Raw genomic sequence first — 22,738 nt, 5'->3', positions numbered from 1 at the left:
ACATGGTTCCCCAGTGTCTATCTTCGGGTCTTTTATTTGTTATTCATTGGGTACCGCTGAAATACATTTATGATTGCAGTTGCATTAGAATCTGTGGATCTTTAATCTTCTTATCCTCAGCCATCATCACGATCTTAGACAAAATTTCTGCTGTCTTCGGATCTTCATCTATGAAGGGTAGGAATATACGGCCTCTATGCTGTGAATGTACAGGAATGATATGCATAGCGCCCGAAGCTTGTCTGTAGACCATACCGCTACCTAAATGTACCCCATACTCACCCAGGGAACCTTCAATTCGAGCATAATTACCTTCTATACGAACATTATCAATCTTCAAGAGACGAAGTGACTCTCGGACGATGACGGAACGCATCTCTATCGTAGTCAGACTGGCTTCTGGATCAACGCCTCCGACATGCGCGACACTCACGACTAAATCTACGTCTCGCATCACTTCTGAGAACAGTATCGGAGGAACCTTATCCAAGGCTACGCTCTTATAGGTATTGCGATCAAAGAATTGAACCGTCTCAAGTGTAGGCGCTTCAGTCTCCGAAGGAGAGAACCAATCTGCCATCGCGTAAAGATTCGCGATTAGATTCTCCGCATAGTATACCTTCTGTAATCCCTCTTCATAACTAACTGTCCACTGCCTACCTTTGAGTAGGGAGACTGTCTTTCTCGGTTGAATTTGATGTCCAGCATATCTGCGAGAAACGGTTTCATTAGCCTGTTCATCCGCATTGGGAAGGTATAACTCACGGAATATCTGTTTGAATGGCTGACGAAGTTGACGATCGAACAAGTCCTTCTGATACTGACTCCATTGCCCACTTTTATATAAATGAAGGGGGTGTGCAATCAGGAGTTCTTCGTTATCCCCGATAAGAACTAATTTACCCGCTGGATCTAGAAGTCCTCCTGTGGCTGCATCGAAGTATCCCAAAGTCTCTCCAGATTTAAACACTAGCGTCCGCACTAGAGGAGTAATAACTGGATTTCCTGATAACCCCTTCAACTCTTGCAGTGTAAATGTATTTCCTGACTCCATCGAGCGTTCAAGCTCCTTACGTGCTCTCCGGTATTGTTCTGTTAGTTCAACCCTCATTTCTTTCAAATCCGCAATATATTCATCTTTCTTGTACTTTGCAGGAACGGATTTCAACGCTTTACCTTTACGCATAATGCCAATCTCTGACTTTCCTTCGTCATCAATAAGAAGCTGTACTGTCGTCGCCTCATCTAGGTTATGGGGCTCGAAGAAGGATTGCATATCGTCCAACTTTCGAGCTTCCATATCCCACATCAGTCGAATAACATCACCATACCCTGCATTTCTCGCCAAATTGCCAAGGGCTATCTGAGAGATCATGCCTTCACTTGCGCGACGCTGAGCACCGAATTTCTTACTCTGCACAAGAAACTGCTGAATGAACTCATACCGATCACGAATATCCTGTTCACGGTCATCACCTAATGAAATAAGGCTATAACAGAGTAAAAGGTCCTTATTCCGCTTTTCTTCTACCGACTTCTGTATTTCCATAATATCTAGCTTGCCCAGTGTCGCATCTGCGAACAACTGTGATCTTCGGTGGTTAGCTCCGGCTGATATATATTTAGCACAATCGTACAATAAATCGAACCGTTTCTTCCCCACCGTATCATAAGCCTCTTTAAACCAACTAATATCAAAGGCACCATCATTAAAGTCTTGCGCTGAAATCGGTGAATAGTGCGCGACAATCGTCTCTTTCTCAGCAGAGAAGCCTTCATTAATGTGCGCATGGAAATACCACGCTGCACTACGCAGCCCCTCCCAATCTAGATATTTAGCTACAATATCTAACCACTGAGGAGCATACATCGCTGCTTCTAGTAACCTTTTCTCCGTGATATGATGACCTACAAGCATTTGTCTCAAGCCATTGTCATCTTCACCCTCGCGTGGACAACTGATCTTCAGTAAATGACTGAACGTTTCCTTCTTCGTGATACTGTCCCCATATCCGTAGATATAACCACGAATGAAAGTGTCCTGCTGTAAGCCAGATAATATATGAATGAAATGCTCCATACCCTCGATCCGATTCAGTCCCATGGCTAGAGGTGTAACATCAGTCGCTAGATCGCCACGTTCAAGCTCTATCTCTAGAATTCTCTCTACAGCAGTCTGTCGAATCGCAACTAGCTCAGGTTTGGCATCAATCCAATCATATCGTTTAGATGTAATACTGCGCATATGATGGCGACTGTCATGACTCCCTAACAACTCCCGATATACTTCTCCTCTTCCGATCATTCCCGCTTCAAAAGCACGCAAGTAATCCTCTAGTTCAAGTACGGAATCAACACGCTCTTTCGGGCTCATCATATTAAATGCATAGAAAGTATGGAACACTCGCTTAAAGCTGTCATCATCAACCATTCGACTACGGACCATGGAGAACCACGGATTCACCAAGAGCTTGAATATCCCCCATTCAGTGGACACCTTCTCCTTAGGCATCGCTTGCATCACAGTATTTAGAGCATCTACGCTCAAATCAAATGTTGAACGTTTATCACTATCTATGAAGTATGCATGAATAAGAGTAGTGATCTGATCTCTATACTTAAATTGTTTGAGTGCATCTTTAATCTCTTGAATCTGAGCAACAGGATACACCTGCTCCGCAAACTCCTTACGCCAACCCTCAAGCAACGTATGCTTCGCAAGCTCAGCGTAATCCATATCACCATTAGAGAAATAATGATAATACTGGTTCAATGTCTGATCAAGAGGGTCAAGTAAAGAATAGAAATAGAGCTGCATGATTTCAATAGCACCTAAATGACTCCGTTCTAAGTAATCTCTCCATACCTCATGCAATGGATACTTCGTAAGCTCTGCTGTATCATCCTCTTCATCTTGAAGTGGATGAAGCCTTCTTAATCCTGTACCGAGTAGCAATGTATCCTTATAACCAGAGTAATATTCTACCTCATACTCATAGTCACGATGATTATGAATTTCTTGCTCCAGCCCAGAAAGGAACAGAATCACCTCTTCTGTCGATAATCTGAAGATCTTCTTCCACTCAAATTCTCCTAATTCCGGAGCTTCTGTAAGCCAAGTCTCGATCATATTCGGATCAAATAGACCAAAGCCATTCGATTTAGTATATTCATTCGCTTGACCAAGCTTTCCAATCAATTGCTGCTCCTTAGGCGTGGGATTCTCAATTAAAAGAGGAAGTGGACTTAGGTCTTCATACTGCTTCGTTCGTTCACTGTCACCATAAATTTCGACTATAGTCTCTAGTGCAGCCAGTCGTTGTAATTCGCTCTTACCTTGTAATAAACGATTTAGTGAGCTCTTCACATTGGCCTCTGGCTGACGCAACAGTAACTCAATAGCACTTTGACGTAAGGAACCTGTCTTGAGCTTCAACAAACCTTCTATTAGTCTCAACTCTTCATCTGATAACGTCAATTTCTTCGCCTTGTCGAGTGCTTTCTCGCGATTAAGCATACTTTTATCGGATAGCGATGAGAATATAAATTCACGCTGTGCAGAATGATCCGTATCTTTCATGAATAAAGACAACAACTCGCCACGCATATCCGCACTTAATCGATCCTTCAACGTAATGATTGTCGCGATCCATTCACTGTCCATATCATAAGCTGTAAGGTATAACATCTTACGGACGGGGAGATCCGGCGTGTAATGAATATGTGCGAAATCCAACACTTTGGAAGGTCCAGAAATCTCTTTGTTAGTCATGGCAAGGAACATGCCCTTAAGCTGCTCGAATTCACGCCGACGCTCATTCTTATCCTCCAAGACAGACGTATGTACAATCGTAACGCTAGCTTCCTCTTCCCCCCAATTACGGAAGTAGTCATAACTATAGTTGGATAGAATCCAATACTGTAATTCAGGATCCGTAGCATCTAGGTATTGTCTAGCAATCTCATACCGAACATCTCTATTCTCACTATTCACGAGTACGTATTGTGCAATGATCTTCTGATACAGTGCACCATGCTCCATCAAGTGCTTAATGCCACGAAATAAATCGCGTTCTTCATATACCGCTGTAGCCCATAAACTTAAATAGACATGGTTCGCATTGTCACTCGACAGCCACGATGTACGAACTGATTCATCACTTAAGACAAGATAGGCACCTTCTATCAGTTGTCCTGCTACACGTTGATTCGCTGACTCCAACCCCATACCCGTCCATACACCAAGCGCTCTCACGACAGAACTATAACGAATATAACCTTGATCTATGATGACCTTCAGCATGTATAAATTCGCCTCAAGCGTGCCCTCGTCCATTCGTTCCACAATAGATTGTCGAAGCCCCTCTTGTAATCGTGCAGCCGTTAATAGCTCTCCCATCATCACGTACAAGTCCGATTGGTGACTCATAAATATTCCTTTGATCATCCCATGTGTAAGTAACGCGGTTTGATTATCTCCATAAACTACGTCCTTAAGTGCCGCAATAACCTCTGCATTGTTACGATCTATCTCAAAAGCAACGACATCACTTATCGTCTGTGCCATTTGATAATTCTGGCGTAAGGGATAGTCTGCTGTCGTCAAATAATCAATCATTACGAAATCATGACATTCCATAGATAACAGTGAACTCAACTTGTTAATCACCTGGCCCAAGTGAGCTTGCCGGTCCGATGTACGGAAAGGTCTACGTTCGTATCCTGTACCATAAGGGTATTCCGTCGCATGAGAAGCAATATAATCAAAGACTTCTCCCGTATACTCTTTCGTAAGTAGCCTCACAACTTTCACTAGGGGTTCGAATAATATCTCATCATTACCACTAGCAAGTGACTGCAAGGTCTCTGCGCATTTCGTAAAACACTCTTCATCCTGAGTCACGTATTGAATCTGACCTAACTCTACCACCAACTGAGCTAATGGAGCTAAATGAGGATCTAGCCCCTCAGCTATTTCTTGTAATGATGCATAGTAATACCTCTCTCGTTCCTGCTTCTCCATCAATCATTATCCCCTTTCACCATAGGCTTCCAGCTAACATTGTAAACTTGATAAATACAATCTCATCTTCTTCCATAAGCTTAAGTGGTGTCTCCAACAGACTATTCTCTTCTTCACGAATAAATACTTTATATAACCCATCATCAAAAGCTAATAATGCGTTCTCTACTGCCTTAGCTACATCAGGACTTTGTTCGTTATACACCGAGCTGAATCCCACCTTACCATTCTCCCCACGCGCCTCAATCTCCGCTCCTGTTAAGAATGGCATCAGCTGAGTGCCTTGTTGCTTATCCTTTAAATCCTGCACATTCACTTTAACAACTTCCGTAATGAGTTCCCTTAGTGTCATCGGAACGATTGGAAGCTCAATTTCAATTTTGGTCAGTACATTCTTACGCTTACCTAAGTTTTTAACGGTGACATATAATTTCATAGACGATTCCTCCATCTCGCATTTAAATAATCAGAAGCATCTATCCTTATTCTATATTTAACCATATATAAGTATTAGAACTCTAATTAGAAGTCTTATAGACAAGACTTCAACAAAAAGAAGCCCCGGCACATGCCGTTGCTCCTCTGATATGATATTACCCTGCGTTCCTTCTCTCTTGTCCTAACTCCACATCATCTTCTATAGTAAGATTTCAATCATCGTTCCGTGACCCACTACACTATTGATCTTGATTTCTCCACCGTGTACACGGATCACATCATTGGCAATCGCCATGCCAAGTCCCGAGCCTTTATGTAGCTCCCCAGTGTTTGTCCCCCGATAATACCGATCAAAAATTCTATCGAGCTCTTGTTTTTGTATACCTTTTCCATCATCTTGAATGATGATATGAACCTGTTCCTTCTTTTCAATGCGGACAACAATTTTTACATGGTCATCATTATGAACTATCGCATTATAGGTCAGATTACTTATCGCTCTCCGAATAAAGATCTCATCTACATCTAAGGGTATTGTTTCTTCGCTACAATGAAATTCAATGTGTCTATTCGCATATTTGGCATCATTCAATATATCAATCACAATATTCCGAACAAGAGTTACCATATTGATCGTCTCTTTATTTAAATTTAATTCTTTATTCTTCAATCTTGTCGTTAAGTTTAAATCTTCAATAACCTCATTCATATATAGTGATTTACTTTCAATGATCTCGGCATATTCCATCATTTCTTCTAATGTAAATTGATAGTCGGGATCTTTCATCATTTCGGCATAACCTAAGATGGAGGCAAGTGGCGTCTTAATATCATGAGAGATATTTGAAATCCACTCTTCCTTCATTTTATCCAGCTTTTTTCGTTCAATTTCGTTCACTCTTAGTTCATTTGATAAATAATTTACGTTATAAAAGATATCTTTGTAGATTCCTTTAGGTTCATAATTTATATTGTATTCTTTATTAGCCAACCTCTTGATCCCATCAATCAATATATTTAATGGCTTGGTCAGTCTTTTACTGAATAAATACCCGATCACTAATGCAATTAATCCATCAATAATAATGAAAGTAAGGCTTCCTACTTTAAACGCTTTGAAAATGTCCCGATAGTCAAATGAGAAGACATATTTACCGATATTACGATCTTCTATTCCAATAAAAAAACTATAGTTTTTTCTATTTATTTCTTTTCCACTTACAAAAACAGTTGTCTCATTATTTATTTCTTTATATTTGTGCATTTGAATAGCGTCTAATGGTGTGTATTTCTTCTTTACCCCTTCGGGTAATCGATATCCGTATATCTCCTTGCCATTTTCGTCTAATATTTGTATCCAAGACTTATTGACTTCAAGCTCTTTTTTTCCTTGTTCACTGATAGTCACCTGATTATTTGCTATCTCTATGTAATCACGGAACCCTTTCGTAAATGCTTCCGCAGATATCTCTCTGTTTTGAAAAGAGGGGTTCGGTGACACAGAATAGGTCACGAGCATGCCCAATAAAATCAGGATATTTATAATCAGCACGACTATGACTACCAACACAATGGATAATAAGTACCTTCCCGTTAACAACCATTTCATGGATTATTCGTCCCTTACAACAAGTTTATACCCTAAACCTTTTACTGTAATTAGATATTGAGGGTTAGAGGGCTGTTCCTCTATTTTCTCCCTTAACCTGCGAATATGTACCATGACCGTATTCTCATATCCTATAAAATCTTCCCCCCACACATGATCGTAGAGGCTTTCTTTGCTAATAATTCGATTCACATTTTTAAGAAGATATGTTATTAAGCCAAGTTCTTTTGGCCTGAGTTCAATATTCTCACCATTCTTTTTAAATTCTGCCCTTTGTTCATTTAATTCAAAAGGGCCTGCTGTTAATAGAATATCTTCTTTATCCATCTGGATATATTCTGCTCTACGCAATTGTGCTTTCACACGATAAGCCACTTCTTTGGGGCTAAATGGCTTTACAATATAGTCGTCACCACCAATAGCAAATCCTAGAATCCTGTCAATTTCCTCTGATTTTGCGGATAAGAACAAAATGGGGACGTTCGAGATGTTTCTAATTTGTTTACACACGTCATACCCTTCGCCATCGGGCAACATAATATCTAGCAACACGATGTCAGGTTTGTTTTCTTGGAACTGCATAAATCCGTCACTCACCGTTGTCGAAGTATAGATATGATCTATCCCTTCTTTTGTTAGCACTGTTTTCAATATTCTTAGGATGTCTTCTTCATCATCTATAATTAATACCTTCGTACTTTTTAATGACATATCATGTCCCCTTTCCCCAAATTCTCAGTTGTCTTTCCTAGGGATAACTGCTTATATTCTGACTCTTCCATTTTTCCCATATGTCATGAACCGCCATACTCTCTCCAATGGTCCCATCTTAAAGAATTTAAACCATACAGTACTATACAGTAATTGTAACGCAAATATAAGAATAGCAATGATGACAGCATGTATAGGCGATACTACTTCAAGATTCATGAGTGAGATGATAGCTAATCCTATAAAGCTTTGCGCGACATAATTAGTAAGTGCCATCTGACCCACACGCGACACGGGCTTGAAGAAACGTTGGACTTTCTCATTCTCCAATATCGAGAACATGGTTGTTACATATAATATGACCATTGGAATTGTCCCTAAAGCAATAATCTGAGGAAGATTCTCTGCGCCACTTTGAAAAGCTACCCAAATCCAAATCGAAGAACCAATACATATAGGTAACATACTCATTTGTATCCATCTCATTGGTTTGCTCAAATCATTGATACGACGAATCCAGTCTGCCTTTGCTGCCAGAAATCCTGCTAGAAACATAATGAAAATTAATGTAACATCCGAAATAATAAATTCCAGCACTCCTGTTAACGCCCCTGCTCCCCCCAATGTAATCTTCGTAAGGAGCGCAAGCAAGTAAATACCCATTATAACCCCAAGCCATTTGCTGATCGTAGCAACTTGAGCATGATAGAAAGGAAGCAGCAGCAGACCAACCACTGCATAAATAGCTAAGATGGATCCCCAGAAAAACAGTACATGGATAATTCCGATTACAAAGAGAGCCATCAATCGCCTTGTAAAACGCCATCTTGGTCTATCGCCTCGCTTCTCCGCACGTGAAGCAAATATATAAAATCCTACGCCAAACAGAAAGGAAAAGATAGAAAAGAACTTCTTTTCCACAAACATCGCTATCAGTATTTCTATTACGCTATTAGCACCGCTGTACTCAGGTATTAATGTTCCTTCCATGAGAAGCATATATCCCCTTACATTGATAAACATGATGCCGAATAATGCTAGACCACGAATGATATCTAATGAAACAATTCTTTGTTTTTGAGGTATGGATGGATTCATTTCAGCTTTTCCTGAGCCGAACTCGAAATATCCCCAAGTTTAACCTCTTTATATGATTTAACTTCCTCGTCTTTCACGAACAAATTTAAGTAGGCTTCCTCACGAAGTTGCTTACTACTTGTAAAAGTGAATACTTTCTCTATGCCATCTTCATTAAATCCAGGTAAAGTGTATTCATAATGCACGAATTTCTCCCCATTATTTGCTTTGCTTTCAAATTTCTCACCCTTACCTTTAATTTGAACATAATAATTGTCTGTGCCTAGTCTGTTTATATTAACATTTTGTAGAAAAAAGAAAGCCCCCACGACCAACACAACGATTACGGATACAAATATGATTAACTTTTTCATTATTTTTCCCCTTTACTAACCTTTATTTTGTTTTCGTTACGGTTTGGTAATAAGCATTGACTGTCAAGAAGTAGTAAGCGATGTAGATACATGTGTATACGGCCATACAAATCATCACTGGAATAACTAAGTTGATTTGTAACAATCGTGATAAAGCCGTTAACGCCACAGCACAATGGGCTATTCCCGCAATCAAAGGTAATCCAAAGATGAATGCCATTTGTTTGGCAATAACTAATCTAATTTCTTTTTTATTTACACCGATTTTATGCAAAATTTCATAGCGCTCTTTGTCAGAGTTCGCTTCTGTTAATTGTTTGAAATAGATGATGCTTCCTGTTGCCGTTAGGAATACTAACCCTAAGAACCCGCCCATGAAAATCAATAATCCTGATGATTCTAGACCCGCAGTATAATCCGCATAGAAACTAGAAAGCCTTGCTTCATCCGGCATGATTGCTTGAACACCCTTTGTTAAATGCTCAGCATTATCTTCATTTGTGATTTTATATATAAGCATATTTTCTGGTTGTATTTCTTTGGCTAATCCTGCAAATAATTCATCACTGACAACAATCGTAGTACCCGCAGTGCGATAATTGAAAATACTATACTTCTTCAAATGCTTAAATGTAACATTCTCATCGCGATCATTTACCTTTAAAGAAATCGTTGCACCGACATATACAGGCGACATCTGTTCTGAGTACATGGCGTCTAAGACAGCTGCTTCATTTGCTTGTAGTGAAAGCACATCATTTCTTCCTTGCAATTTAGCTATTGTATTGAAATCACGGTTTGAAACCACGGTATAGATCATATCATTGCTATAGAACTCACTATTAAGATTCGTTACGTCTGCATCTACTTGAAGGGTGGAAATCGCCTCGTGGTAGATTAGGTCATGGTCTTTACTATTTGTAATCATGCCATTTACTTGTTCATCTATGTTGTTGTCTTCCGCAATAAACATCATGCTGCTCGGATCAGCCATTTCCACATTACTTCTGTTGTTATAATACAAACTATACGCTGCTCCAACTGCTGTTAATGTCGTTGCACTAAGCACTGCAATAATGGTGAGTGTACGTGCATTACCTTTAATTCTAAATAAAAGCTGCGATGTCCCGATCAAGTTAATTCCGTTCCAATATTTCTTCTTGTTCTTTCTTGAGACCTTTAATAAATACACCGTCAAACTACTAAATAAGAGATACGTACCTAGAATCACTGTAATGATTATGATGAGTGGTGTAACTAGGAACCCTATTTTTCGCCATATTGCTGAATCTAGCATGTTCTGTAACGCGAGCCAATAACCGATTCCGATCAATAAGATGGAGATCAAGGCTATAATAAACGATGTTCTCGGTTCTTGCTCCCCTTCTTTATCTGCCTGAAATAGTTCAATTAATTTGAAACGGTAAATCAATCGATAGCCATGAAACGATGTAATGAGCGTAATGATCATAAACACAATAATCGTATTTATGATCGCTTCTAGTGAAATAGTGAAATTCACAATGGCGTTATACCCCATGATCTTCATTAGAATCGTCACAAAAAACTTCGATAAGACCGACCCCAACAGAATTCCGACAATAAGGGCCAGACATCCCATGATGAAGTTTTCATAAAAGAGCATGCGACCTATTTGCTTCTTCCGCACACCAAGTAATGAGTACAGTCCCACTTCTTTTTTACGTTTCCGTGTAAAGAAAGAGTTAGAATACCAAATGAAAACCGCTACGAAAATAATTAAGACAACTGCCGCCCCGCTAAATACAGAGTTGATTTTGGGTGATGTGTCAGAACTAGCCTGAATCGTCTGATCGTACTTTAATGACACGAATACAAAGTAAATCACAATACTAAATATCATCGATGCAAAATAGAGGAAATAATTGCTGAAATTTTGCCGAATCGTCTTTCTTGCAATGCTAAATAACGTCATGATCAGAACCTCCGAGCCAAGCGAGAATATCTAGTATTGTGCGAAAGAACGCCTTGCGTGACAACTGTCCTTTATGAATTTCTGTGAAAATCCGACCATCTTTAATAAATAAAACCCGTTTAGCAAAGCTAGCTGCATACACATCGTGAGTGACCATCATAATGGTTGATTTGTTCTTATCATTTAATGAGCTTAAACTTTCAAGTAAATCTGTAGCCGATTTCGAATCTAACGCACCTGTTGGTTCATCAGCTAGAATCAAGCTCGGATTGGCAACAATCGCTCGAGAAGCTGCTGTTCTTTGTTTCTGACCGCCAGATATATGGTAGGGATATTTATTTAGAATTTCTCCAATCCCAAATGTATCAGCCACTACATTGACTCGTTCCTCGATTTCCTTCGCAGGTACCTTTGACAAGGCAAGTGGAAGTACAATATTTTCTTTTACCGTTAACGTATCAAGTAAGTTGTAATCTTGAAAAATAAATCCTAGCTTATTTCGGCGGAAATCAGACAATTGTTCTTCTGTCATCTGGATAATATTCTGATCATCGATTATAATATCGCCTGATGATGGCATATCAATGGTTGATAATATATTAAGCAGTGTTGATTTGCCGGCACCTGATGGACCCATGATCCCAACAAACTCACCTTCTTGAATCTCTAAATTAATATCTTCCAACGCTTTATATACGTTACCTTTGACACCAAACACTTTTTGCACGTTTATAGCTTTTAATATGGGTTTCATAATTGCCTCCTGTTAAGTCCTATTAAAGCAATTATAATTCACCCACCTTACACCCTTTTAATTTAAACCTTACATGAACCTTAAACTATGTAATGAGAAAACAAATAAAAGGCACTCCTATGTTAGCTAGTCATGAAATGTATAATTTCATGACTAGCCACAAGGAGTGCCTATTTATATCGTTATATAACTTCTTATTCGTTATTGTCCATCCATTGGAAATGGAAACTTCCCTCTTTATCAAGACGTTGGAATGTGTGTGCTCCGAAATAATCTCTTTGCGCTTGAAGTAAATTAGCCGGAAGTCTCTCTGATCGATAGCTATCATAATAAGCTAACGCAGAAGCAAATGCAGGAACCGGAATTCCTCTATTGATACCAATAGCTATGACATTTCTCCAAGCCTCTTGATAGTTATCAACGATCTGACTGAAATAATCGTCCAAGAGCAGGTTCTTCAGATCTGGATTGCGATCATAAGCATCCTTAATATTTTGCAAGAATCTTGCACGAATGATACAGCCACCGCGGAATATCATCGCAATGCGACCATAGTTCAAGTCCCATTTATACTCATCTGATGCAGCTCTCATTTGTGCAAATCCTTGTGCATAAGAAGCTATTTTACTTGTATACAACGCTTTACGAACAGCTTCAATGAATTCCTTAGGGTCACCGTCGTAGCTCGATACCGCAGGACCACTCAATAATTTGCTTGCTGCTACGCGTTCTTCTTTCATTGCGGAGATAAACCGTGCAAATACAGACTCCGTAATGATCGATAATGGCACACCCAAGTCCAAGGAGCTTTGGCTTGTCCATTTACCCGTTCCCTTTTGCCCAGCCGAATCGAGAATAACATCTACCATCGGTTTACCTGTATCAGGATCTACTTTTTTGAAAATATCAGCCGTGATCTCAATTAAATAACTATCAAGTTCGCCGTTATTCCATTCTGTGAAAATATCGTGTAACTCAGCTGTACTTAAGTTCAGTACATCTTTAAGTAGGTGATACGCTTCGCCGATTAATTGCATATCGCCGTATTCAATACCGTTGTGAACCATTTTGACATAATGACCCGCACCATCTCCACCAATATAAGTCGAGCAAGGTTCACCATCTACTTTAGCTGAAATAGCTGTTAGAATTGGCTCTACCAACTCATACGCATCTTTTTGTCCACCTGGCATAATTGCAGGACCCTTTAATGCTCCCTCTTCACCACCAGAGACGCCCGCGCCGATGAAGCGGAATCCTTGCGCCTGAAGATCTTTATTTCTGCGCTGTGTATCAGGGAAATAAGCGTTCCCGCCATCAATTAGAATATCTCCTTGATCAAGATATGGTACAAGCTGATTAATCGTATCATCCGTAGGTTGACCTGCTTTAACCATGATAAGAATTTTACGTGGAATCTCTAAAGATTGAACAAACTCTTCGATATTGTATGTCCCTACGAAATCCTTCCCTTGCGCTTCTGCCAATAGTTCATTTGTTTTTTCTGCAGAACGATTGTACACTGCAACGGAGAAGCCTTTACTTTCAATATTCATGGCTAGGTTTTTACCCATAACAGCCAAACCAACGACGCCAATTTGTTGTTTCTTCATTTGAATAACTCTCCTTTTAACTTCTGTATAGTAAAGTGTGATTTAAGGTTACGCTATTTATTTGCCCAATCGGCAGCGAATTTCTCCATACCTTGATCCGTTAGAGGATGCTTGGAGATTTGTTCGATAACTGAGAAGGGAATGGTTGCGATATGCGCGCCAGCCATGGCTACACGTGTCACATGATCGGGATGACGGACAGATGCTGCGATGATTTGTGCATCCAACTTATGCGTACGGAACAATTCAGCGATTCTCGAGACAAGTAGAACGCCATCTTCCGAAATATCATCCAACCGTCCAAGAAACGGGGAGACATAAGTCGCGCCAGCGCGAGCAGCCAATAGTGCTTGGTTCACGGTGAAGATCAACGTTACGTTTGTCTTTACACCCTTCTTCGTTAGGTAACGGCATGCTTCTAAACCTGCCAGCGTCATCGGAAGCTTAATGGTGATGTTCTTGTCATAGTTATTAATTTTAATCAGTTCATCCGCTTGCGCGATCATGTCTTCAGCTGTTTCTGCATCTGGTGTCACTTCGGCTGAAACCGACTCCACCTCAGGTACTTCTCGTAAAATCTCAGCGATACGATCTTCGAATTTCACGCCTTCTTTAGCAACTAAAGATGGGTTTGTCGTAACACCGGATAATACACCAATTTTATAAGCCTTTTTGATATCTACCAGGTTTGCAGTATCGATAAAAAATTTCATCGTCATTACCTCCGTTTTCCATAGTTATCATTTATATTACTTGTATACGTGTACCTAACTTCGAAAGAACATGCCTACTATACGCTGACTTCTGTTCTTACTTCAGCTACTTCACTTTCGTCGAACCACCAATGATAGCCGTCTTGCTTCAGCAGCTCATCGGATTCTACAGGGCCATAGGTGCCAGCTTCATAAAGATGAAGTGGTACTGTGTTCTCTTCGTATGCCTCTAAGATAGGTTGAACCCATTGCCATGACAACTCGACTTCATCCCAATGTGCGAAGAACGTAGAATCACCTTGCAAAGCGTCGCAGATTAAGTTCTCGTAAGCTTCAGGCACATTGCCTTGACTCTCATGGAAATCGATATTCAAGGGCTTGAACTCCCCTTTGTGTAGAGGATCTCTTGAATTCAATTGAAGTACAATACCTTCATTCGGACTGATTTCAAATACAAGAAGATTAGGCAATGCATTATCATCATTTGCCCCGGACTGCTTCAACGGTTCTTTGAATTCAATTACGATTCGTGTTGATTTGTCCTTCATTCTTTTGCCTGTACGGATGTAAAAAGGAACGCCCCGCCAGAAATAATCGTCAATTTGCAGCTTAGCTGCGATAAATGTGTCGTTTCTTGATGTTGCGGCAATGTTGGGTTCCGATGTATAACCGACCACCGGTTCGCCTTGAATCGTTCCTGCCGCGTACTGTCCGCGGATAACGTGTGATCCAACATCCTCTTTCCTTAACGTCTCTAGCGAATCCATCACTAGCTTCTTCTTATAACGAACATTATCCACAGTACTGTTATTCGGAAGGTGAATCGTTAGCATCATGAGCAATTGCAACATATGGTTCTGGAACATGTCTCTTACAGCACCCACATGATCGTAATAGCCCGCTCTTTCTTCAACACCTACGATTTCATTGGCTGTGATTTGAACGTTAGCAATGTACCGATTATCCCATAATGCCTTAAGAACCGGATTACTCTTCTGCAATACTTCAAGTTTCTGTACCATCGGCTTGCCTAGATAATGATCGATTCTAAATATCTCTTCTTCTGTAAAAGCTTTGCTTAGATTCTTATTCAATTCCCGAGCAGACTGCAAATCATGGCCGAAAGGCTTCTCAATCACCAGACGTCTCCAACCACTCGTTGTACCAAGTCCACTTTCATGGATGTTAGCAGTAATCGTCTCAAAGAATTCAGGTCCTACCGACAAATAAAACATGCGATTCGGTGCAACTTGTAGCTCTTCTTCCTTCTGTTCAATCAATTGAAGTAGTGTCTGATAATCTTCTTTATGTCCTACATCGAGAACACTATAGCGGAATGCACTTAAGAATTGTTCTACGATAATAGGGTCTGTCGCTTCCCGTCTAGAAAACATACGAAGTGATTGCTCTACATTTGATTGAAATGCTTTATTGGATAACTCTCTTCTTCCAAGACCAATGACAGAGAAGAATTGAGGTAATTTCTGATCGATGAACAAATTAAACAAAGCAGGGTAAATTTTTCTTTTTGCTAAATCCCCTGTCGCTCCAAATAATACAAACGTAGTAGCCTCCAATGGTATTGCTCCTTCCAACAGAGCTTCTTTGTTAGCTCTGGTTTCTATTTCTTTAATACACTATAATACGAATATCACCTATACAGGTAATCAATATATTTTACAGGAGCTATAGACCACGTCTATGATCAATTACGAACTATACAAAGTTTTCTATTGGGCCGCAAAGACAGGAAGCTTATCTATGGCCGCCAAATCATTGTTCATCACGCAGCCAAGTGTCAGCCACGCCATCAAACAACTGGAGATAAGTTTCGGCCTCACCTTGTTTTACCGAAATTCCAAAGGTGTTACCTTAACACCAGAAGGCGTAACCCTTTATTCTTATATCGAGAAGTCTCAGATCCTAATCTCTTTAGCAGAAGAAAAAATGGCCTCACTTAAAAATCTGGATAGCGGCGAGTTACGGATCGGTGGTAGCGATTCGTTGTTCAAGCATTATATCCTTCCTTACTTAGAAAGCTATCATCAGAAGCATCCCAGCATCAAATTGCATCTGAACCATGGGACAACACCGGAAACCATCGCCTTCTTGAAAGAAGGAAAAATTGATCTAGGCGTTGCTCGTCTGCCCATCGTCGATTCTCAAATTGAAGTGATGAAGGGTATTGAGTTGCAGGATTGCTTTGTTGCAGGGCCTCGATATGCAGAGCTTAAGGGCAAGGTACTCTCACTGGAACGACTACTTCAGTACCCTATCATTCTATTCTCGCGTAATAGCCGGGTACGCATGGCCATCACCGAACTATTCACAAGTTACGGTTATCAAATTAAACCTGAAATTGAGGTGGGAAGCGTCGATCTTCTCATTGAGTTAGCTAGCAAAGGCCTTGGAATCTCTTACGTCACGAAAGAATTCATTTCCAAAGAACTTGATGAGGGTTCCCTCTTTGAAATTCAGCTCGACATCAAGATGCCCCCTTCTCAAGTGGGATTCATGATTATGCGCAACATGCCACTTTCCAATGCGGCAAGCAAGTTTATTGAGCTCGTGAAATAGCACTATTGAGCATTTGCTCGAATAAGAAATAAGAAGCATCCACAGCCGGTTACACCTGGCTGGGACGCTTTTCTTATGCAATGAGCTATTCTTTAATTTGAGCGAACAGATCGTTCAAAGCCTCGCTCATCGTAGGATGAGTAAAAATATGATCTCTGAGGAGCGTATAATCTTGCCCCGTTTTCATGGCCAAACTCAAGATATTAATGATCTCGCTAGACTCGGCACAGAACAAGGTCGCACCAAGAATCTTATTTGTATGTTCATCGACAATCGCTTTTAGAAATCCATCTGTTTCATTGATTAAACGTGCACGTGGAATGGCTGAAGCAGGAAGCTTAGCTACCTTGATATCATAACCCTGTTTGCTAGCTTCCTCTTCGCTTAATCCAACTCTGGCCAGTGGGGGATCAATAAATACACTATACGGTACATTGTCGCGGTCATTCATATTGTGATTATGATTGCCAAAGAGATCATCTTTCACAATTCGATAATCATCCAAAGAAATGTAGGTGAACTGTAGACCACCTTTCACATCGCCAAGCGCCCATATATGTGGAACCGTTGTTCTTAGATTATTATCTACTTTAATAGCTCCTCGGTCTGTCACTTCGATGCCTGCTGCTTCGAGATTCAAGCTTTCAATATTTGGTTTTCTTCCCACAGCTAACAGCACTGCATCAACATGTAGTTCATGGGTTGTATCCTGTGTAACATATGAAAGTATGGTGCCATCCACGGTATCTTGTAATCCAGTAACTTTAGCATCCAATTTAATGTTAATATGTTTCTTCGTCATCGTCTGATGAACAGCATCTGCAACATCTCGATCTTCGCGACCCATAAATGTAGAACTATCCTCTAAGACAGTAACTTCCGAACCAAATTGACTATACATCGAAGCAAATTCCAAACCTATGTAGCCTCCACCAATAATGGCTATCTTCTTAGGTAGTTTCTTTAAATCCATAATCGAAGTGCTCGTGTACACATGATTACTATTTCTAAGCCCATCAATATCCGGGATTACTGTTTCCGCACCTGTATTAATGAATATCTTATAAGACGTCAACCTCTTGGTTTCATTCCCTTTATTTACTTGTACTTCGTGATCCGACACGAATGAAGCCTCACCATCGAATATCGTAATATTTTCATTCTGAGCCAGATTGTTATAGTTCTTCTCACGCAGAAAAGTAATAAGCTCATCCTTATTATCAACAGCTTGCTCATAATGTTCTTTCTTGGATTGATAAGATAATGATTTAGATGGAATGCACCCAATATTAATGCAGGTTCCACCATACATTTTATTGGATCGTTCAATTACTGCAACACTCCAATTACGATTTGCCAGTTCAGTTGCCAGTGTTTTTCCACCTTTACCAAAGCCAATAATAATAGCATCAAATGTATTCATCACTATAACCTCCATGTTAGATTTATTATTTCACAAAAGAGAATTGTGATAATCTTGATAACGAAATGTTCATAATAGAAAAAATCCAAGTCTCTTGACTTGGACTTTAACTTCCTCAGAAAAGCACGATATTTACGTTGTTACTCCTCTTTAATTCGTGCTAACTATTGTCCAATTCTCCTTGATCAAGTTTTATTTATTTGAAATTTCATCTTCTGTAACCCATTTATGATTCTTCATGATTTCTCCACCCGTTGTCGGAGTATAATCAACCATGTACACGGTAGTATCTTCAGCTGATTCAATTACAGCAGTAGCACCTTTCATACCAGGCATATGGTCCGCGTCTAAGGTAACTTCTGTTCCTGATTTCAATACTTGGTTGCCCGCATCTTTAATTTCTTCATGAATAACCCATTTATGATTCTTTACGGGTTCCCCTCCACTTGTCGGAGTATATGAAACAACATAGACAGTCGTATCATAAGCACCTACAACCGATGCTTTAGCACCTTTCATACCTGCCATGTGATCTGTTTGAAGAATCGCTTGACTTCCAACTGGAAACGTTGGGTTCTTTGCTTCTTTTAACCCTTTTGGAACCTCATTAGAACTAGCATGGTTCATATCTGAATGATTTATCTCTGTATTAATCGTGTTTGAATTATTCATATTCGTGTTCGAATCAGGCTGTTGGCTTGTATCATTTCCACTTCCGCAACCACTTAAAGCAATAACTGTGGCGACACTAAGAAAAATCAGTTTCTTTTTCATTTATTCTTTACCTCATTTCTAGCTTGTCGTTGTTGTTCAAATAAATTACCCGTTATATTATGCCCTTAAACAAGGATAAGGTATTGGCACTCTATCCTACCTATCGTGTGACGGCTGAATTAAATGGCTATGTAGAGTCCACTAGAATCGATATCAAAAGTTTCAATCTATAACAAAAGGGACCCTCTTCAAGCATTATTTATGCTCGAGGACAGTCCCTATAATTGATAACTTTTTTATTTCAAATACAAAGCTTTTCCAGTCTCCCAATCAGCTGCAATATCATTCTTAATTATACCTGTACCTTTAACTTTTGTATTCTTCTTCAGTTCAATTCCATCACTAGGGTTTGGATACTTTGTTCCATTAAACTTCAGCTCGACTCTTTGTGCTGTAATTCCACCACCAGAAACTTCAAGAATCATATTATTCCATCCATTTGTCTTCTCATTACTTATAATGATTGGATTACGAATAAGTGAGAACTGCTGTACTAAATGAAAACCATTATTTTTTTGCTGAAAAATAAGTCCTATATCTCCACCCGTTCCACTGGTATATGGTCCGACTAATTGAACGAAGACTTCCTTAATTCCGTCACCATTTAGATCAATGTAATTGTAATAATAACGGGTTTCTTTGGCTTCACTGTCATCCATCTTAAGTGCTTTAATGATCTGCTGTTCTAATCCCTGATTCTTAACCGTCTCTGCTGCAATGTAATTCAAATCATTGGTTTGCTTCCTATGATTGATATTTATGGTATTTGTCTTCATGTCCCATTCTACACTTTTACCAATTCCTTCTGCAATTGCTCTAACAGGTAAGTAGGTAGTACCTTGTACAATAAATGGTTCAAGTTTATTTCCCTTTGCATCTGATAAATCCAACTTTTTACCTTCCACATTAACTTTAATATTGTTGAAATTCGCTTCAATTTGTTTGGTGGCTCCGATAGCAGATACGTAATTAATTCCTGCTGTTAAAGATAGCGTTAAGGCACTACCTAATACCATACCTATTATTGTCTCTTTGGTTAATTTCATTGTTAATCTCCTCTGTTGATTACAACACTATTAGAATAAATGCACTGCAAATTCTTATGTTATTTACTCTATAACTGCAACGCTTCACATATCCTAACAGAAAATAAAATCAATGTTGTTAAATAATATTAATCTTTTTATTAAATTTTATTAATTAAATCCTTAATCCAAAACACAAAATCAAAAAAAGAAGCCGTGGCACATGCCGCAGCTTTCTTTTTTCGACTAATATTCAGCCCATTTTCTTTCTTCTTTTTCCAAAATCATATAAATATACAAGAGTGAACACTAAGCCCATACCCATTAGTATACCCTTCACAACCTCTTCCACTATCGATCCATCTGTATGCATTGTACTACCTAAGATCAGCATAGGGCCAATTACAAGCATCATTAACGTTTGATTGTTTTTATTCAATATTAACACTCCTTTTAGTTATTATTTTCTTACTTCACAACCTCTAAATCTTATAAGCCTTCATCGCTTTACGAAGCTCTTTAATCGTTGGACGCTTACCGTACATAAGCACACCTGTGCGATAAATCTTCGCGGATAACCATCCGAAGAACAAGATTGAGATCACAAGAATCAGTATCGAAACCCATATTTCCCATACTGCTATTTCACCGATACCAATTCGTACAATCATGGTCGTTGGCGATAGAAATGGGATGAATGAAGCTACTTTCATCAACATGGTATTTGGTGCTCCCATACTGAAGCTTCCCACGTAGAATGCAGCAAGCGACAACATCGTAATCGGCATGATAGCCTGACCTAAGTCTTCTGTACGGCTTACGATAGAGCCGACAGCTGCGAACAATACTGCGTATAGGAAATATCCCAAGACATAAAATGTGAACCCGTAGACTAACACATCTATACTGACCTGTGAAAGATCTATGTTGAAATCTGCAAGCACTTCTTTATTCTGTGGCATGAATAGATTTCCTAAGATCACCAGTACAAATACAGCAATTTGGGTCAAGCCCACCAAGAACATCCCGATAATCTTTCCAAACATTTGAGTCAATGGTGATACACTTGTAATCAGAATTTCCATAATCCGTGAGCTTTTCTCTGTCGTCACTTCAGCGGCGATCATGTTGCCTGTAGTCATAGAAGTAAAGAAGAATAGAATAATCAGGAGATATACCACTCCGAACTCCATCATACGATTTGATTCATCTTTCTCATTAGCCTTTGGAGCAGAAGCATCTGCATTTATATTTTGTGCATTAAATTGTACAGGTGTTTTTAGTTCAGCAATTTGCTCAGGCGTCAGTGAATCCTGTACAATAACCTGCATCTTAACAGCCTGTAAAGCACCTGAAAGCTCTGCCTGTGCGACCGCATTCAGACCATCATCTTCGTCAGAAGAATACACAACTGACGGGAATAGTGTCTTCTGATCATCTGAGAACTGTAAATATCCGTCAATTGTACCCGCTTCAATATCTTTCTTTAAACTTGCTGCATCGGATGTATCATATTTCACGAAAGTAAATTCATCATTGTTCTGTGCCTTCCAATAACTATCTAGCTGTTCAGCCACATTAGCCTGCTCTGCATATACCAGACCTATCTTCGTACTACCTGACTTCAAATCTTCCCCAGTGAACAACTGAATGAAATAAGGAATATTAATAGCAATAGACATAATAATAGCTAACACAATAGTTGTTATGAGAAACGCTTTAGTCCTCACCTTATTACGAAATGTAAATCCAATAACAGTACCTAATTTATTCATGAGATTCACCTACCTCTTTAATAAAGATTTGATTCAATGTGGGTTCCTTTAACTCGAACTTCTCAACAACACTCTGCTGCATCGCTATCTGCAATATCTGTTGGGCGGCGGATACATCGGAAATATTGATCAAATACCCACCTTGTTCCTGAATAGTTACCTTAGTTACGCAGGGAATATTCTCGAGTCCAGTTACTTCACTTGTCGTTCCTAAAGCTACCTGCTCGCGTGGATATCTACTTTTGATTTCCTTCAGACTTCCCTGAACAATCGGGTTAGAACGATGCATAATTGTAATGTTCCGGCATAACTCTTCAACGTGTTCCATTCGATGTGTCGAGAAAAGAATACTGGTTCCCTGATCACGTAGCTCCTTAACCGTTGCCTTTAATAACTCCACATTCACAGGATCCAATCCACTGAATGCTTCATCGAGTATGAGGATCTGAGGCTTATGCACAACAGCAGCAATGAACCCAATCTTTTGTTGATTCCCCTTGGATAATTCTTCAATTCGTTTCTCGTAATATTCAGGGACTTCAAAGCGCTCTAACCAATACCGTATGCTCTTATCTGCATCCTTTCGCGACATACCTCGAAGTTGAGCCAAATAACTAAGTTGCTCACTCACTTTAACCTTCGGATAGAGCCCTCGTTCTTCAGGTAGATAGCCCACGATTTGCCGAAGTTCATCGCTATGGGGTTTACCATTGTATCGTATACTTCCTCCATCGGGATATATAAGTCCTAGTACCATACGCATAGTTGTCGTCTTTCCAGCACCGTTTGCTCCAAGAAGTCCGTAGATCTCACCTACCCCTACTTCTAGAGACAATTCATTTACTGCGGTCTTATCTCCAAATTGCTTGATTACCTTTTCCAGCTTCAGTGATTCCAT

18 protein-coding genes are annotated in these 22,738 nt (G+C 39.6%); 1 reads left to right on the top strand and 17 read right to left on the bottom strand.

What is annotated here, in order from left to right:
• Positions 1-67 precede the first annotated feature (67 nt).
• From PBAT_RS12585 to zwf, 11 genes are all read right to left on the bottom strand, one after another.
• Positions 68-5,023: a DUF4132 domain-containing protein gene (locus PBAT_RS12585; protein ID WP_068650033.1), complete on the bottom strand. Its 4,956-nt coding sequence runs from the start codon at positions 5,021-5,023 to the stop codon at positions 68-70.
• 16 nt (positions 5,024-5,039) lie between these two features.
• Positions 5,040-5,459, bottom strand: coding sequence for a hypothetical protein (locus PBAT_RS12580; protein ID WP_068650031.1), 420 nt, complete (start codon positions 5,457-5,459; stop codon positions 5,040-5,042).
• A 201-nt stretch (positions 5,460-5,660) separates the two neighbouring features.
• Entirely contained in the window at positions 5,661-7,070 is a 1,410-nt protein-coding gene (locus PBAT_RS12575; RefSeq protein ID WP_068650028.1) for a sensor histidine kinase, read from the bottom strand.
• A 3-nt stretch (positions 7,071-7,073) separates the two neighbouring features.
• Entirely contained in the window at positions 7,074-7,781 is a 708-nt protein-coding gene (locus PBAT_RS12570) for a response regulator transcription factor (RefSeq protein WP_068650027.1), read from the bottom strand.
• 51 nt (positions 7,782-7,832) lie between these two features.
• A complete protein-coding gene (locus tag PBAT_RS12565) occupies positions 7,833-8,879 on the bottom strand; it encodes a DUF418 domain-containing protein (protein ID WP_068650025.1) in 1,047 nt (348 codons plus the stop codon).
• Complete coding sequence (locus PBAT_RS12560) at positions 8,876-9,232, bottom strand: YxeA family protein (RefSeq protein ID WP_068650023.1); 357 nt, start codon at positions 9,230-9,232, stop codon at positions 8,876-8,878. Before PBAT_RS12560 ends, PBAT_RS12565 begins: the two co-directional genes overlap by 4 nt.
• Before the next feature lie 22 nt (positions 9,233-9,254).
• Positions 9,255-11,186: an ABC transporter permease gene (locus PBAT_RS12555; RefSeq protein ID WP_068650021.1), complete on the bottom strand. Its 1,932-nt coding sequence runs from the start codon at positions 11,184-11,186 to the stop codon at positions 9,255-9,257.
• Positions 11,173-11,940 carry an ABC transporter ATP-binding protein gene (locus PBAT_RS12550; RefSeq protein WP_068650019.1) on the bottom strand — a complete coding sequence of 256 codons (768 nt, stop codon included), beginning with the start codon at positions 11,938-11,940 and terminating at the stop codon, positions 11,173-11,175. Before PBAT_RS12550 ends, PBAT_RS12555 begins: the two co-directional genes overlap by 14 nt.
• Positions 11,941-12,134: 194 nt before the next feature.
• A complete protein-coding gene (gene gndA, locus PBAT_RS12545; protein WP_068650017.1) occupies positions 12,135-13,553 on the bottom strand; it encodes an NADP-dependent phosphogluconate dehydrogenase in 1,419 nt (472 codons plus the stop codon).
• 53 nt (positions 13,554-13,606) lie between these two features.
• On the bottom strand, positions 13,607-14,266 hold the full coding sequence (fsa, locus tag PBAT_RS12540) for a fructose-6-phosphate aldolase (protein WP_068650015.1): 660 nt from the start codon (positions 14,264-14,266) through the stop codon (positions 13,607-13,609).
• A gap of 77 nt (positions 14,267-14,343) precedes the next feature.
• A complete protein-coding gene (gene zwf, locus PBAT_RS12535; protein WP_068650013.1) occupies positions 14,344-15,843 on the bottom strand; it encodes a glucose-6-phosphate dehydrogenase in 1,500 nt (499 codons plus the stop codon).
• 124 nt (positions 15,844-15,967) lie between these two features.
• On the opposite strand from zwf, the gene PBAT_RS12530 reads away from it, so the two are divergent.
• Positions 15,968-16,843 (top strand): LysR family transcriptional regulator, encoded by an 876-nt coding sequence (locus PBAT_RS12530; protein ID WP_068650011.1) that lies wholly within the window; start codon positions 15,968-15,970, stop codon positions 16,841-16,843.
• An 85-nt stretch (positions 16,844-16,928) separates the two neighbouring features.
• Here the strand turns inward: PBAT_RS12530 and PBAT_RS12525 are convergent, their stop codons facing one another.
• The 6 genes from PBAT_RS12525 to PBAT_RS12500 all read right to left on the bottom strand — a co-directional run bounded on the left by PBAT_RS12525 (position 16,929) and on the right by PBAT_RS12500 (position 22,738).
• Positions 16,929-18,266 (bottom strand): FAD-dependent oxidoreductase, encoded by a 1,338-nt coding sequence (locus tag PBAT_RS12525; RefSeq protein WP_068650009.1) that lies wholly within the window; start codon positions 18,264-18,266, stop codon positions 16,929-16,931.
• 192 nt (positions 18,267-18,458) lie between these two features.
• The gene (locus PBAT_RS12520; RefSeq protein ID WP_068650007.1) at positions 18,459-19,040 is read right to left on the bottom strand and encodes a YdhK family protein; all 582 of its coding nucleotides are present in this window, start codon (positions 19,038-19,040) and stop codon (positions 18,459-18,461) included.
• A 236-nt stretch (positions 19,041-19,276) separates the two neighbouring features.
• Positions 19,277-20,086: a stalk domain-containing protein gene (locus tag PBAT_RS12515; protein ID WP_068650005.1), complete on the bottom strand. Its 810-nt coding sequence runs from the start codon at positions 20,084-20,086 to the stop codon at positions 19,277-19,279.
• Positions 20,087-20,318: 232 nt separating this feature from the next.
• The gene (locus PBAT_RS12510; protein WP_068650002.1) at positions 20,319-20,504 is read right to left on the bottom strand and encodes a hypothetical protein; all 186 of its coding nucleotides are present in this window, start codon (positions 20,502-20,504) and stop codon (positions 20,319-20,321) included.
• A 43-nt stretch (positions 20,505-20,547) separates the two neighbouring features.
• Positions 20,548-21,840: an ABC transporter permease gene (locus PBAT_RS12505; protein ID WP_068650000.1), complete on the bottom strand. Its 1,293-nt coding sequence runs from the start codon at positions 21,838-21,840 to the stop codon at positions 20,548-20,550.
• Complete coding sequence (locus tag PBAT_RS12500; RefSeq protein ID WP_068649998.1) at positions 21,833-22,738, bottom strand: ABC transporter ATP-binding protein; 906 nt, start codon at positions 22,736-22,738, stop codon at positions 21,833-21,835. The genes PBAT_RS12505 and PBAT_RS12500 overlap by 8 nt, the downstream gene beginning before the upstream one ends.

The organism is Paenibacillus antarcticus (genome assembly GCF_001637225.1).
GTDB classification, from domain to species: Bacteria; Bacillota; Bacilli; order Paenibacillales; family Paenibacillaceae; genus Paenibacillus_AQ; species Paenibacillus_AQ antarcticus.
This window is presented reverse-complemented; position numbering and strand designations above follow the sequence as displayed.